The sequence below is a fragment of the Cryobacterium cryoconiti genome, assembly GCF_004403065.1.
Classification (GTDB): Bacteria; Actinomycetota; Actinomycetes; order Actinomycetales; family Microbacteriaceae; genus Cryobacterium; species Cryobacterium cryoconiti.
This window is the reverse complement of the sequence record NZ_SOHA01000005.1, coordinates 181561-196492: the sequence shown is the minus strand read 5'-3', so window position 1 is coordinate 196492 and position 14932 is coordinate 181561. Positions and strand designations below refer to the sequence as shown.

The 14932-nt window shown below is 68.0% G+C and carries 12 protein-coding genes; all 12 read right to left on the bottom strand.

Annotated elements, in window-relative coordinates:
* Positions 1 to 2: 2 nt before the first annotated feature.
* The 12 genes from E3T49_RS02280 to E3T49_RS02225 all read right to left on the bottom strand — a co-directional run bounded on the left by E3T49_RS02280 (position 3) and on the right by E3T49_RS02225 (position 14896).
* Positions 3 to 557, bottom strand: a complete 555-nt coding sequence (locus E3T49_RS02280; protein ID WP_134423089.1) for a cell division protein SepF — start codon at positions 555 to 557, stop codon at positions 3 to 5.
* A 35-nt stretch (positions 558 to 592) separates the two neighbouring features.
* Entirely contained in the window at positions 593 to 1300 is a 708-nt protein-coding gene (locus E3T49_RS02275) for a YggS family pyridoxal phosphate-dependent enzyme (protein WP_134423087.1), read from the bottom strand.
* 13 nt (positions 1301 to 1313) lie between these two features.
* On the bottom strand, positions 1314 to 2492 hold the full coding sequence (gene ftsZ / locus E3T49_RS02270; RefSeq protein WP_134423085.1) for a cell division protein FtsZ: 1179 nt from the start codon (positions 2490 to 2492) through the stop codon (positions 1314 to 1316).
* A 140-nt stretch (positions 2493 to 2632) separates the two neighbouring features.
* The gene (locus E3T49_RS16705) at positions 2633 to 3736 is read right to left on the bottom strand and encodes a cell division protein FtsQ/DivIB (RefSeq protein WP_166785445.1); all 1104 of its coding nucleotides are present in this window, start codon (positions 3734 to 3736) and stop codon (positions 2633 to 2635) included.
* Between the two features lie 13 nt (positions 3737 to 3749).
* Positions 3750 to 5147, bottom strand: coding sequence for a UDP-N-acetylmuramate--L-alanine ligase (gene murC, locus E3T49_RS02260; protein WP_134423083.1), 1398 nt, complete (start codon positions 5145 to 5147; stop codon positions 3750 to 3752).
* Positions 5148 to 5204: 57 nt separating this feature from the next.
* Positions 5205 to 6293 carry a UDP-N-acetylglucosamine--N-acetylmuramyl-(pentapeptide) pyrophosphoryl-undecaprenol N-acetylglucosamine transferase gene (locus tag E3T49_RS02255; protein ID WP_134423081.1) on the bottom strand — a complete coding sequence of 363 codons (1089 nt, stop codon included), beginning with the start codon at positions 6291 to 6293 and terminating at the stop codon, positions 5205 to 5207.
* Positions 6290 to 7510 carry a putative lipid II flippase FtsW gene (gene ftsW / locus E3T49_RS02250; RefSeq protein ID WP_241972594.1) on the bottom strand — a complete coding sequence of 407 codons (1221 nt, stop codon included), beginning with the start codon at positions 7508 to 7510 and terminating at the stop codon, positions 6290 to 6292. The genes E3T49_RS02255 and ftsW overlap by 4 nt, the downstream gene beginning before the upstream one ends.
* Positions 7511 to 7583: 73 nt before the next feature.
* Positions 7584 to 9125 (bottom strand): UDP-N-acetylmuramoyl-L-alanine--D-glutamate ligase, encoded by a 1542-nt coding sequence (gene murD / locus E3T49_RS02245; RefSeq protein ID WP_134423077.1) that lies wholly within the window; start codon positions 9123 to 9125, stop codon positions 7584 to 7586.
* Positions 9107 to 10201 (bottom strand): phospho-N-acetylmuramoyl-pentapeptide-transferase, encoded by a 1095-nt coding sequence (gene mraY / locus E3T49_RS02240; protein ID WP_134423075.1) that lies wholly within the window; start codon positions 10199 to 10201, stop codon positions 9107 to 9109. Before mraY ends, murD begins: the two co-directional genes overlap by 19 nt.
* Positions 10198 to 11610 (bottom strand): UDP-N-acetylmuramoyl-tripeptide--D-alanyl-D-alanine ligase, encoded by a 1413-nt coding sequence (locus E3T49_RS02235; protein ID WP_134423073.1) that lies wholly within the window; start codon positions 11608 to 11610, stop codon positions 10198 to 10200. The genes mraY and E3T49_RS02235 overlap by 4 nt, the downstream gene beginning before the upstream one ends.
* Positions 11611 to 13155 (bottom strand): Mur ligase family protein, encoded by a 1545-nt coding sequence (locus tag E3T49_RS02230; RefSeq protein ID WP_134423071.1) that lies wholly within the window; start codon positions 13153 to 13155, stop codon positions 11611 to 11613. It lies immediately after the preceding gene.
* Between the two features lie 13 nt (positions 13156 to 13168).
* Positions 13169 to 14896, bottom strand: a complete 1728-nt coding sequence (locus tag E3T49_RS02225) for a peptidoglycan D,D-transpeptidase FtsI family protein (RefSeq protein ID WP_241972593.1) — start codon at positions 14894 to 14896, stop codon at positions 13169 to 13171.
* Between the last annotated feature and the right edge of the window lie 36 nt (positions 14897 to 14932).

The following is a 14932-nucleotide window of genomic DNA, read 5'->3' as shown; positions in this document are numbered from 1 at the left end:
GGCTACGACTGTGCGAAGAAGGACGCCTCGGCGTCGGAGTCCTCCGCGGCGTTGTCGCCGGACACGACAACGTGCGACGGGGAGAGCAGGAACACCTTGGCCGTGACGCGCTCGATCTTGCCGTACAGACCCTGCGACAGGCCGCTGGCGAAGTCGATCAGGCGTCGCGCGTCGGCGTCGCTCATCTGGGACAGGTTGATGATGACCGGGATCCCGTCACGGAAGGATTCTGCGATCACCTGGGCGTCTTTGTACTGGCGCGGGTGGACGGTGAGGATTTCATTCATGTCTGAGGCAGCCACATTCTTGGGAGCGGAGGTCTTGCGCAGCGGTGTCACCGGGGCGCGACCGGTCGAAGCGGATGCGCCGTTGGAGTGCGAAGACGAAGTGTGCGACGGGGTCGCAGCGGAGTGGGGAGCGGCCGGTTTGGACGCCGCAGCGTTGGACACCGTCGAGTGGGGGCCCGTCGACGCAGGCGCAGCAGCAGGCGCCTCGTACTCGAGTTCCTCGTCTGCCAGACCCAGGTAAACCATGGTTTTCTTGAGCGGGTTGGACATCTCGACCTCCGTGTTGGTGATTCTACTTATTCAGATTAACCGGATACCGGGCGATTCCCGGTGATTGCTGTGCCAATTCGAAGGTGTGTCGCTCCCTCGGCGATCGCCTCCGCGTAGTCCTGCGACATGCCCATGGACAGGGACGTGGCGCCAGGCGCCAGACGCCGCGTGCGCTCGCCCAGTTCTCTGACCTGGGCGAAGGCGCGACGCGGCGGGATGCCCATCGGAGCGACAGCCATCAGCCCGAGCAGACGCAGCCCGCTCGTGCCGAGCACCCGCTCGACCAGCGCATCCAGCTCTGCGGGGACCACGCCGCCCCGGGCCGGGTCCTCCGTCAGGTTGACCTGCACGAAGCAGTCGATGCCGGAGTCCTCCGAGGCGAGCGCATCGACGAGCGAGACGCGATCGACGGAATGGATGACGTCGGAGTAGGCCCGCACCTGCCGGGCCTTCTTGCCCTGCACCTGGCCCACGAAATGCCAGGTCAGGTCGAGCCCGGCCAGGCTCTGGGCTTTCCCCTGCGCCTCCTGGTGCCGGCTCTCGCCGAAGTCCCGCACGCCGAGGGCTGCGAGCTCCTCGATCAGGGAGACCGGCTGGAACTTGGTCACCACGATCATGGTGAGCTCGGATACGTCCCGCCCGGCCGCCGCAGCCGCGGCAGCGATCCCGGAACGAACCGTGCTCAGTCGCTCCGGGAGTCCGCCACCGGCAGGCTGGGCGTCGGGCAGGACGCTATCACTCATCGTGGTGCAGCGCTTACTTCAGGAAGTCCGGGATGTCCAGGTCGTCCGGGTCTTCTTCGAAGGCCGGGTCGGCGACGGCCGCACCGGGCTCGACGCCGGACCAGACCGACGACGCGGAGGCATCCGTGTACGGAGCCGCTTCGACAGCACCGGTCGCCGCAGCGCCCGTTGCGCCTGCGCCCGCAGCAACGCCGGCGGCAACCAGGTCGGCACGACGAACCTCGACGGCCTTCGCGCCGGGCTCACCACCGTCGAATCCGGCGGCGATGACGGTGACCCGCACCTCGTCGCCCAGGGTGTCGTCGATGACGGCACCGAAGATGATGTTCGCTTCGGGGTGCACGGCTTCCTGCACCAGGCGCGCGGCGTCATTGATCTCGAAGATGCCGAGGTTGGAGCCACCCTGAATCGAGAGCAGCACTCCGTGGGCGCCGTCGATGGACGCCTCGAGCAGCGGCGAGGCCACCGCCAGCTCGGCCGCCTTGATGGCCCGGTCGGCGCCGCGGGAGGAACCGATGCCCATGAGCGCCGAACCTGCCCCCTGCATGACGGACTTGACGTCAGCGAAGTCGAGGTTGATCAGGCCCGGGGTGGTGATCAGGTCCGTGATGCCCTGCACACCGGCGAGCAGCACCTGGTCGGCGGTGGCGAAGGCCTCGAGCATGCTAATTCCGCGGTCGCTGATCTCCAGCAGCCGGTCGTTCGGCACGACGATGAGGGTGTCGACCTCGTTCTTGAGCGAGGCGACGCCGGCTTCGGCCTGCGCCTGGCGGCGCTTGCCCTCGAAGCCGAACGGCTTGGTGACGACACCGATGGTGAGTGCGCCGATCGACTTGGCAATGCGGGCGACGACCGGCGCACCGCCGGTGCCCGTTCCACCACCCTCGCCGGCCGTGACGAAGACCATGTCCGCGCCGGCCAGGGCCTCTTCGATTTCCTCGGCGTGATCCTCGGCGGCACGGCGGCCGACCTCAGGGTCGGCGCCGGCGCCGAGGCCGCGGGTGAGGTCGCGGCCCACGTCGAGTTTGACGTCCGCGTCGCTCATCAGGAGCGCCTGGGCATCCGTGTTGATGGCGATGAACTCGACGCCGCGGAGGCCGAGCTCGATCATGCGGTTGACGGCGTTGACACCGCCGCCACCGATTCCAACAACCTTGATGACTGCGAGGTAGTTCTGATTTGTTGTTGACACGTCCGGCCTCCGGTGGAACCCTAAACCTCTACTCGAAGTTTAAAGTTATGCTGAGTATGCAATTCCTGTTTAGAAAGTTATGCGCCAGCCGATCAGGCTTGGGGAGGCGCGCCCGCGTGTCGCGAAGATCCGCCAAGTTCTCAGCGAAGAACGGCACTGTCCGGTGACGACACGTCGTACTCGCCCACGCTGCCGACCGGATTGGTGACGATCAGGGCAGCGAGCACGACGGCCTTGAAGTCGCTCCGCTCGGCACTCCCCCAGACGACGCGCGCCCCACCCGCCAGGGTCAGAGTCACGTCGTCTTTCGTGGCGGCGGTGACCGTGTCCAGCGACGAACGGATGTCCGCCGGCAGGGCGGCGATCACGGCGGTCGCCGCCCGGAAGCCGGCGCTGCCCACCCCGGCCCGCGCATCGATGGTCGCGTACCCGGCGGGGCGTTCCGCACTGCTCTGGATGACCACCCCGGCAGCGTCGACAAGGTCGAAACCGGAGGCGGTCACGAGGGCGCCGATGGGTTCGCGCTCGACGATGCGCACGACGAGGGTGTTCGGCGGGCGGCTCTCGGTGACATAGCTCTGGATCAGTGTGAAGGCGGACAGTTCCTGCTTCACCTCGGCGAAGTCGACGAGCGGGAGCGGGGTGCCGAGCTGGCCGTCGAGGGCAGACTGAATCTGCTCTGCCGGCACCCGATTCGCTCCGACTACCTCGATGGTGCGCAGAGCCATCAGAGGCGAGAACGTTCCGAGCAGCACGAAGGCGACCAGGGCGGCCACGATGCCCAGGGAGCCCAACCAGACGTTGCGACGGCGGCGGGACCGCCAGGTGAAGCGCCGCACTTCCTCACGCTCGTAGAGCTTGCGAGCACGGCGCGCCGCCCGAAGCTTGCGCCTCGCCCCGGCCGGGGTCAGCGGCGCCGGAAGCGGCTCGGGCGGCAGCGTCGTGGACGGCGCTCGTAACGGCGATACGGGTGCGACGGATCCAGGGTGTGCCGGAAGAGTGATCGGCTCAGTGGTCGTCTGGTCGACCGATTTCGCGCCACCGGGCTTCGCGGTACCGGGTTTCGCGGCACCGGGTTTCGCGGCGCGCGTCTTGGCGGCTCCGATTCTCGGTACGGCCGGCTTGGCCGCGGCCGGCTTGGCCGCGCCCGTCTTGGCCGCGCCCGTCTGGGGATCAGACGTCCCCGCGGGGGTCGGCTGGGCCGGACCCCGCGACTGAGCGTCGTAGCCCTGGGGCCGCTTCATGCGCGGCTGCGGGTCATCCGCGCGCCTGGGTGAGCGAGGCGAGGAGCTGGGGCACGATCCGGTATACGTCACCGCAGCCGAGGGTGATGACGAAATCGCCGTCGCGGGCGATCTGCGCCACGTAGTCGGCGGCTTCCTTCCAGTCCGGCACGTAGACGACCTTGGAGGCGTCCGTGAATTTCTCGGAGACCAGGGCGCCGGTCACGCCGGGTTCCGGGTCTTCCCGGGCGCCGTAGACGCCGAGGACGATGGTCTGGTCCGCCGTGGTCTCGAGTGTCTGGGCGAACTCCTGGGCGAACAGGCGCGTGCGGCTGTAGAGGTGCGGCTGGTGCACGGCGATGATCCGGCCGGTGCCGACCACGGTGCGGGCGGCGGTCAGCGCCGCGGCCACCTCGGTCGGGTGGTGGGCGTAGTCGTCGTAGACGCTCACCCCGCCGACGGTGCCGTGCAGCTCGAACCGGCGCTCCGTGCCGCCGAACTCCGAGATGGCGGCCAGTGACGCCTCCGGGTCGAATCCGAGTCCCACCAGCACGGCGAAGGCGCCGGCGGCGTTCACGGCGTTGTGGCGGCCCGGGATGCGAAGGGTGGCGAAATAGTCGTGGCCGGCCCAGGCCACGCCGAAGCGAACGGGTCCGTCGGTGACGACCGAGTGCACGCGCACGTCCGCCGCGGCATCCTCGCCGAAGGTGATGACCCGTTTGGCGGTGAGCTTCTTCGTGACGCTGACCGCCCCGGCGTCGTCGGAGGAGATCACCACGAATTCGGTGGACTTCTGGGCGAACTCGACGAATGCGGCCTCGAACGCCTCGAGCGATCCGTAGTGGTCCAGGTGGTCGGGGTCGACGTTCGTGACCAGGGCGACAGCCGTGTTGTAGAGCAGGAACGAGCCATCGGATTCGTCGGCTTCCACCACGAAGAGATCGTCGGTGCCGGCGGCCGCGGACACGCCGAGGGACTCGATCACGCCGCCGTTGACGAAGCTGGGGTGCGTGCCCAGACCGAGCAGGCCCGTCACGATCATGCCGGTCGAGGTGGTCTTGCCGTGGGCGCCGGCGACAGCGACGAGTCGGTGCTTCTCGATCAGCCAGGCCAGGGCCTGGGATCGGTGCAGTACAGGAAGCCCGCGTTCGTTCGCAAGGACGTATTCCGGATTGTCCTGCCAGAGTGCCCCCGTGACGACCAGGCTGTCGGCGGTGCCGACATTCTCGGCGGCGTGGCCGATGGCAATGTGTGCGCCCAGTTCCCGCAGGGCCAGCACATTGTCGGATTCGCGCACATCCGACCCGGTCACGGTGTGACCGGCGGCGAGGAAGAGCCGTGCGATCCCGCTCATCCCCGAACCGCCGATGCCCACGAAGTGCACCGTGCCGAGGTCACGGGGAATGGTGAGGTTCAGGTCGGGCTTGATCACGGTTGCTGGCTCTTCTCAGTTGGAGACAAATGCTGGTGTGCGCACGCGAGTGCGCTCCTACGTTAGCCGCTGGCGCTGCGGTAGAGCCGCAGCGATGAAGTCGGCCATCCTGGCCGAGCCGTCCAGACCGCCGGCGGATGCAGCGGCGACGCCCATCCGGCGCACGCGATCCCGGTCGGTGAGCACCGGGATGAGCTCGGCCTGAACCCAGGCAGGCAGGAAGTCCGCGTCGTCGACGAGGATCCCTCCCCCGGTGCCGACGACGTCCGCTGCGTTGAAGCGCTGCTCGCCGTTGCCCACGGGATACGGCACGTATACGGCCGGGATGCCGAGAGCGCTCAGTTCGCAGACCGTGCCGGCCCCGGCTCGCGACACCGCGAAGTCGGCGACCGCCAACGCCAGGTCCATCCGGTCACAGTAGGAGACCACGCGGTAGTCGGCAAGGGCAGGGTCCTGCACCTCCGACCGGTCTCCCGTGATGTGCAGCACCTGCCAGCCGGCGTCGATCAGGTGCGTGGCCGACCCGACGATGGTGTTGTTCAATCGGCGCGCACCGAGCGAGCCGCCGGTGACCAGCAGGGTGGGCCGGTCGGCGTCGAGGCCGAAGAAGGCCAGGGCTTCCGGACGGGCCTGCGCCCGGTCCAACCCCGCAATCTCGGGGCGGAGCGGCATGCCCACCACGTGGGGGTGGCGGATCCGGGTGCCGGGGAAGGCCACGCCGACGTGTCCGGTGAGCCAGGCACCCAGCCGGTTCGCCAGACCTGCCCGGGCGTTGGCCTCGTGGATCACGATCGGCACACCGGCACGCCGAGCCGCCAGGTAGGCCGGTGTCGACACGTAGCCGCCGAAGCCGACGACGACGTCCACGTTCCGGTTGCGGATGAGGGTGACCAGATCACCGACGGCCCGGTTGAGGCGGGGCACGAAGGTCAGCGCCTGACGGTTCGGCCGGCGTGGGAACGGCAATCGCGGCGTGAAGACGAGTTCGTAGCCGCGGGCCGGAACCAGCCGCGCCTCGAGGCCTTCGTGGGTGCCGAGAACGATCACCGTGGCATCCGGTTGCCGGCTCATAATGGTGTCGGCGACCGCCAGGAGCGGGTTCACGTGGCCGGCGGTGCCGCCGCCGGCGAGCAGATAGGTGGTCATTCGTCGTCTCCAGATGGTGCGGTACGGCGCGCGGTGGTCGGTCGGTCGCCCCGGGTGAACGACAAGACGATCCCGATCGCGCCGAGCGTGGTGAGCAGGGCGGTTCCTCCGGCGGAGACCAGCGGGAGCGGGACGCCCAGGACCGGGAACACCCCCAGGACAACGCCGATGTTGACGAAAGCCTGGCCGATCAGCCAGACCAGGACGGCGGCCGTCGAGACGCGGGCCTGCATGCTGGTGCTCGTGCGCATGATGCGCAGGAAGGCGACGGCCAGGAGGATGAACATGAACAGAACGACGATGGCGCCGATCAGTCCGAGTTCCTCGCCGATGATCGCGAAGATGTAGTCGTTGTCGGCGGCGGGCAGCCAGGACCACTTCGCCTTGGAATTGCCGAGCCCCACCCCGAAGACACCGCCGCTGGCGAGTGCCCAGGTGCCGTGCAGCGGTTGCCAGCACGCCGCCGAGATGGGACCGTCGAGTTCGTCGCACCCGGCGCCCATGAAGCTCAGGATGCGCGTCATCCGGTTCGAGCTGGTCACCGCCATGAGCAGCGCGAGCACCGCTCCCACGGCGAGGGGAACAGCCAGCATGCGCAGGCGCACCCCGGCGAAGAACAAAGCACCGAAGAGGATTCCGGCCATGATCATGACCGTTCCGAGGTCCCCGCCGATGAGGACGAGCATCACCGCGCCGCCGCCGACGCCGAAGACCGGAATGTACACGTGTCGCCAGTCGTCGAGCTTGTTCTGCTTCTGCGAGAGGATCACGCCCAGCCAGACGACGAGGGCCAGCTTGATCGCTTCGGACGGCTGGAACTGGACTCCCGCGATCGACAGCCAGTTGGTGTTGCCGGCCACCTCGTACCCCAGCGGCGTGAAGACCACCAGGGCCTGCATCAGGCAGGCGACGATGAGCATCGGCCAGGCCACGCGCTGCCAGAACTTCAGCGGCAGGTGGCTGATCATCAGCATCAGGGGAACGCCGATCAGGGCGAATCCACCCTGCCGCAGCACCGTGCCGAAGAATCCCGTGTTCTCCAGGTAGGAATCGACGGACGACGAGGACAGCACCATGATCAGGCCGAAGACGACGAGGAACAGTGTTGTGCCCAGCAGCAGGAAGTAGCTCGTGGATTCGACCTTGAACACGCGCCCGAAGTGGATGCGGGTCGCGGAGCCGGCGCCCGCGCCCGCTTCCGCGGACGGGTCTGCCACGGAATCGACCGAACGCGGCCCAGTCGTGTGGGGCGCAACCGGTTTCGGCGCGACAGGCTTCGGCGCGACCTGCCTAGGCGCCGGGGGCCTGGGCGGAGTCTTCATCCGCCTCACCTCCCAGGTGTTCGTGCACGGCGTCGGCGAACAGCCGGCCCCGCTCTGCATAGTCTCGAAACTGGTCCATGGATGCCGCAGCCGGGGCGAGCAGCACCACGTCACCGGTTTCGGCCAGGCCGGCCGCACGACGCACGGCCCCCGGCATCACCTGTCCAGTGTCGTCGGACTCGATCTCGAACACGGTCAGTTCGGGCGCGTGTCGCCGGAATGCGTCCCGCAGCACCGAGCGGTCCCGGCCGATGATGACGGCCCCGCGCAGGTGACCGACATGCCGGGCCACCAGGTCGTCGACGTCAACGCCCTTCAGCAGGCCGCCGACCAGCCAGACGACGGAATCGAAGGCGGTGAGCGAGGCATCCGCCGCATGCGGGTTCGTGGCCTTCGAGTCGTCGATCCAGCGGATGCCGGCCGACTCCGCCACGACCTCGATCCGATGCGCGTCGAGACGGAAGGAATCCAACGCATCGTGGATCACGGCCGGGGAGACGCCGAACGACCGGGCCAGGGCGCTGGCCGCCAGGATGTCCGCCAGCAGGTGCGGGGCGCTGAGCCCGCGGGCGCGCAGCTCGGGCACGGTCGTGATCTCGACCGCGGTCTCGAACCGGTCCTCGTGGAAGGCACGGTCGCAGAGAATGTCCTCGACCAGGCCGAAGTCGCTGGGACCCGGCACGCCGAGCCCGAAACCGATCGCCCGGGCACCCTCCGCCACGTCGGCGTCCTCGACCATCCGCATGGTCACGGCGTCCGCCTTGTTGTAGACGCAGGCCACCCTCGTGTTGGCGTAAACGGTGGCCTTCGCGTCACGATAGGCCTCGGCTGAGCCGTGCCAGTCAAGGTGGTCGTCGGCGATGTTGAGGCACACGCTGGAAAACGGCGTGAGGGAGCCCGGTCCGGTGCGGGGCAGGTGGTGCAGTTGATAGCTGGAGAGCTCGACCACCAGCACATCCCAACCCTGCGGATCGCGGACGGCGTCGAGAACGGGCACACCGATGTTGCCGCACGGCGCGACACGCAGGCCGGCGGCGGCGATCATGGTGGCGGTGAGCTGCACGGTCGTGGTCTTACCGTTGGTTCCCGTCACCAGGATCCACTCGGCGGCCGGGCCGACCTTGTCGCGCAGCCGCCAGGCCAGCTCGATATCGCCCCAGACCGGTATGCCGGTCTCCGCGGCCCAGACGAGGAGGGCGTGGTCGGGGTGGTAGCCGGGCGACGCGATGACCAGTTCGGGGCGGTGACGGATCAGTTCGTCCGGGACGACGCCCGCGGCGTCCTGCACCAGTCCGGCCCCGATCACGTCGAGCAGACGGATGGTATCCGCGGGGGCGTTGCCGGCCACGACGAGCACGTCTGCGCCCAGTTCGGCGAGGGTGTCGGCTGCCGCGAAGCCGGTCACGCCCAGGCCGAGAACGGCCACCCGCAGGCCGGACCAGTCGGCGTGCCAGCTGGTCAGAGAGTCCAGGCGCACGGAGTGACCGTCGGTCACTGGCTCGTCAGCCATTCCAGGTAGAAGGTGCCGACGCCGGCGGCCACCAGCAGACCGCCGATGATCCAGAAGCGCACCACCACGGTGACCTCGGCCCAGCCCTTGAGTTCGAAATGGTGGTGGATCGGGCTCATCAGGAAGATGCGCTTGCCGCGGGTCACCTTGAAGTAGGCGCGCTGCACGATGACGGACCCGGCCTCGATCACGAACAGGCCACCGATCAGCACCAGCAGCAGTTCGGTGCGGCTGAGAATGGCCAGCGCGGCGAGGGCTCCGCCGATGGCCAGCGACCCGGTATCGCCGAGGAAGATCTTCGCCGGGGAGGTGTTCCACCACAGGAAGCCGATCAGGCCTCCGACGATGGCGGCGGAGACGATGGCGAGGTCGAGCGGGTCCCGCACGTCGTAGGACCGGTAGAGGTCCGCCACGTCGGCTCCGCCGTAGCGGGCCTGGTTGGACTGCCAGAAGCCGATCACGATGAACGCGCCGATCGAGAGGATGGACGACCCGGTGGCGAGCCCGTCGAGCCCGTCGGTGACGTTGACGCCATTGGAGGTGGCGGTCACGATCAGACAGATCCAGAGCACGAAGAGCGAGATGCCGACGATCGTGCCGAGCTTCATGAAGTCCAGCGGCAGGTCACGCAGGAAGGAGATCTGCGTCGACGCAGGAGTGACGCCGTTGACGTTCGGGAACTGGATCGAGAGCAGGGCGAAGGAGCCAGCGACGATGACCTGGCCGGTGACCTTCGCCCAGCCGCCGAGACCGAGGCTGCGCTGGTTGCGGGTCTTCAGGAAGTCGTCGACGAAGCCGACCAGGCCGAGGCCGACCATCATGAACAGCACCAGCAGGGGCGAGATCGGAATGTGCGTCCCGGTGATCCACATGGCCGAGAAGTAGCTGACCACGGTTCCGACGATGATGATGATGCCACCCATGGTGGCGGTTCCGCGCTTGGCGTGGTGGCTCTGCGGGCCGTCGTCGCGGATGAACTGTCCCCAGCCCAACTTGTGGAACAGCCGGATGAACAGCGGCGTCAGGGTCAGGGTGAAGACGAGGGAGAAGGCACCCGCCATCAGAAGCGCTCTCACGAGAACCACTCTCCCAGACGGTCGCCCAGGAAGCGCAGGCCCGCGGAATTCGATGATTTCACTAGTACAGTGTCTCCCGGTTGCACGGTGTCACGCAGCAATTCGAAGGCCTCGTCCGCAGATTCGACGAATGCCGATTCTCCGTCCCAGGACCCCTCGTTGATCGTGCTGATGTGCATGCGCCGCGCCGCCCGCCCGACCACGATGAGCTGGGAGATGTTCAGGCGTACGGCGAGCAGCCCGACGCGGTCGTGCTCTTCACCGGCCAGTTCACCCAGTTCGCTCATCTCGCCGAGCACGGCGATCGTGCGCCGGCCGGGGATGTTGATCTGGGCGAGGGTCTTCAACGCCGCCGTCATAGAGTCGGGGCTGGCGTTATAGGCGTCGTTGATCACCGTCACCCCGTCACGACCGCCCAGCACCTGCATCCGCCAGCGTTCGGCGGTCTGCACGGATTCGAGGGCCGAGACGATGTCGTCGATTCCGACGCCGAGCACCTCGGCCGCGGCGGCGGCGGCCAGGGCGTTCATCACGTGGTGCTCGCCGAGCACACGGAACGCAACCGGACGCTTCTCCCCCGAGGCCAGCTGCAGGGTGAACGTGGTGCCCCGCGCCGAGGCGTGCACCTCGGTGGCGCGCACACCCTCATCGCCGTATTGGCCGAACCAGACGATCCGGGCCGCGGTGTGGGCGGCCATACCGGCGACGCGCGGGTCGTCGGTGTTCAGGATGGCGACATCCGTCTCGAGCAGGTCGGTGACCATCTCGGTCTTCGCCAGAACTGTGGCCTCGATGCCGCCGAACTCGCCGGCGTGAGCGAGCCCGACCTTCAGCACGATGCCCACGTCGGGCCGCGCCATGCGGATCAGCCGGGCGATCTCGCCCCTGCCGCTGGCACCCATCTCGGCCACCAGGAACCGGGTGTCCTGGGTCAGTTCGAGCATGGTCAGCGGTGCGCCGACCTCGTTGTTGAAGGATGCGCGCGCGGCGACGGTGGGTCCCACCCGTTCGAGCACCGCCCGGATCAGGTTCTTTGTGGTGGTCTTGCCGTTGGACCCGGTGACGGCGACGATCTTGAGGTTGCCGGCCGCGCGGACGCGGGCCACGACGAAAGTGGCCAGGTCGCCGAGGGCGGTGACGGCATCCGGCACCACGATCTGGGCCACGGGGAGGTCGAGGTGGCGTTCGACGATCAGCAGGGTGGCGCCGCGGTCGACGGCGGCCGGGGCGAAGAGGTGACCGTCGGTCACCTCGCCGGGCTTGGCGACGAAGATCGAGCCGGGCACCGTGTCACGCGAGTCGGTGTGCACCATGCCGTCGGTGACCGAGTCAGCCGTGAGGTCGCTGCCCTGCAGGTGCAGGGTGCCGTTGACGGCAAGGGCGATCTGTTCGAGGGTGAGAGTGATCATCTACAGCCACCCCGCGTCTCGCAGCGCCTGACGGGAATCGTCCCGGGCGGAATAGGGAATCTTCACGCCGGCAACCTCGTGATAATTTTCATGGCCTGGTCCCGCGTACAAGATCGCGTCGCCTTCTTTCGCTAGGGAGAGCGCCGTTCGGAACGCCGTCCGGGGGTCCGGCACCTCGTGGAACTCACCATCGGGAACGGCCTCCCTGGCCGCGGCCAGCAGGGTCGCACGGATGGCCGCGGGGTCTTCGAACCGGGGGTGGAAGTCGGTGACGACGACGACATCCGCTCCGCGGGCCGCGATGGCGCCCATGTCGGCCCGTTTGGTCGTGTCGCGGTCGCCGTCGGCGCCGAAGACCATGATCAGGCGGCCGGGGGTGAACTTGCGAATGGCGGCGAGGGTGTTCAGGAACGCGTCCGGGCTGTGCCCGTAGTCGATGTAGACCAGCGGCCCGGTGTCCCCGGAGATGCGCTCGGCGCGGCCGGGGATGTACACGTCGATGCCGCCGTCGCGGTCGAGGCAATGGGCGATCGCCTCGAGGTCGTAACCGGACTCGACCAGCAGCAGGATGGCGAGGGCCGCGTTGGCGGCCATGAACCAGCCCACCAGGGGCACCCGGGTCTGCAGCCGGCGGCCCTCCGGTCCCTCGAGCAGGAACTCGGTGTACAGGGCGCTCTCGGAGACGATGGACATGTGCCAATCGGCTGGGGTCGCCGGATCGCTGCTCAGCGTGGTCACCGGGATGCGGCACTCGTCGACGATCCGACGGCCCCAGTGGGAATCGACCGTGATGACGCCGCGCTTGGACCGGTCGGGCTGGAAGAGCTCGAGTTTGGCCTGGAAGTACTCGTCCAGGCTCGCGTAGTCGTCGAGGTGGTCGTGGCTGAGGTTCGTGAACCCGGAGACGTCGAAGACGAGGCCGTCCACGCGGTGGCGACTCAGCGCCTGGGCCGAGACCTCGATGGCGACGGCGCGAACCTTGGCTTCCCGCATGCGGGCGAGCAGGGCGTGCAGTTCGGTCGCCTCCGGGGTCGTCAGGGAGCTCACCACGGCGAGGTCGCCGATGCGGCGCTCGGCCGTGGAGGTGAGACCGGACACGACGCCGAGCTGATTCAGCAGGGCGAAGAGCAGGTAGACCACGCTGGTCTTGCCGTTGGTGCCGGTGACGCCGAACAGCGTGGCCGGGTTCGCGTCGGTGCGGTAGATCCACGCGGCGACGGCTCCGAGAGCGGCGCGGGCGTCCGGGGTCACCAGGATCGGCAGGCCGGACTCGGCCGCCAGGATCGCGCCAGCCTCGTCGGTCAGGATCGCGACGGCGCCTGATTCACGGGCGCCGGCGGCGTAGGACGCGCCATGGCTGGCCCGTCCGGGAACGCCGACATACAGGTCTCCGGGTTGAACGGTTCGGGAGCTCAGGCTCACGCCGGTGACCTCGAGGCCATCAACGTCGCCGTGCACATACAGTTCGAATTCATCGACCAGTCCCGACAACGATCTGGGGACCGGATGCTGAGGACGGAGAGCCGAGGGTGCCACTTCGGTCACGGGGCTCGCTTTCTTACCAGGTACCGGGGAGCGCAGGCGCGGTGGCGCCCGAAGGAACTGCCCGGTACTTCTTCAGCACCTGACTCATGACCTCCTGGAAGATCGGAGCAGATGCGGCGGAAGAATTTAGTTTAACAGGATCGGCGAGGCTGACCGAAACGACGTACTGCGGATCGTCGGCGGGAGCGAAGCCGGAGACCGACACCAGGTACCCCTTGGTGTAGCCGCCCTGACCGTCGGGCATCTGCGCCGTTCCGGTCTTCGCGGCGACCCGGTAGCCCGGAATCTCCCACGTCTTGGCCAGCCACGCCTTCTGGTAGACCATCTCGAGGATGTCGGCGGTGTCGCGGGCCGCGGTGGCCGAGACGACCGGCGTGCCGACCGCTTCCGGGACATCGGTCATGGTTCCGTCGGCGTGGCGGCAACCGGCGATCAGTTGCACGGGCATCCGGACGCCGTTGTTGGCCAGGGTCTGGTACATGCTCGACACCTGGATGGCCGTGGTTGTCAGACCCTGACCGAACATGGTGGCGTACTTGGTCTGGTTGTCCCAGTCCTCATAGGGATGCAGGATGCCGGAGTCCTCGGCGAGGAACCCGGATTCCGTGGTCGACCCCACACCGAACTTGGTCATGTAGTCGTAGCGCTGCTGGTCGCTGATCAACTCGCCGAACTTGGACATGCCCGTGTTCGACGATTCGATCATCACACCTGTGAGGGTGAGGTTCAGGTCGGCGTGGCCGGAGCTGTCGTTCACGTTGGCGCCGTTGGGCGGCAGGTACCGGTACGGCGCAACGACACGGCTGAGCGGGGTGGCCGCGCCCGCGTCGAGAACGGATGCCGTGGTGAGCGCCTTGAACGTCGAACCGGGCTCGAAGGAGGCCGTGAACGCCCGGGACCCGCGGTCATCGGGGTTGGCGGTCCCGTTGACGTTGTTGGGGTCGACCGAGGGGTAGTCGGCGACGGCGACGAGCTTGCCGGTCTTGACCTCCTGCACCACCACGTTTCCCCAGGCGGCGCCCGTCGCGATCGCCTGCTTGGCCAGCGCCTGCTGCACGAACCAGTTCAGGTCGGAGTCGATGGTCGTGACGACGTCACCACCGTCCTTGGCCGTCTTGGTGGTGACGGTGCTCTGCGGCAGGCGCACGCCGTCCGCACCCTTCTCGTAGGTCTCCGTGCCGTTGGTGCTCGCCAGGCAGGAGTCCTGGCCGAGCTCGATTCCGGCCTGCGCCTCTCCCCCGGACGAGACGAAGCCGACCAGGTTGCCGGCCACGGCGCCGTCGGGGTAGACCCGGCTGGGGTTCTTCTCGGCGTACATCCACGGAATGTCGAGCGCGTCGATGGCACGGAACACCGACACGTCCACGGCCCGCACGACGACCGCGTAGTCGGAGTCCTTGTCGGCGGCGAGGGCGTCGGAGATGATCGTGAGGATCTCATCGCCGGTCTGCCCGGTCAGGGCAGCCACCTCCGCGACCGCCTGGGCAAGCGTCACGGTCACGTCGCCGGTGTCGGTGGTGCGTTCGAATTCCTTGGCGTTCCGCGGTGACAGGGTGATGTTGTAGCGCATCACCGTGCCGGCCAGGACGACCCCGTTGGAGTCGACGATGTCACCGCGGGAACCGTAGACGGGCTGCTCGACCGAGCGATTGCCGAGCGAATCGGCACTGAGGGTTTCGGCACGCACCACCTGGATGTCGACGAGCCGAACCACGAACACTGTCACGAAAAGAAGCAGCATGACCATCGTCGCTGCACTTCGGCGCCGGCTCGACCG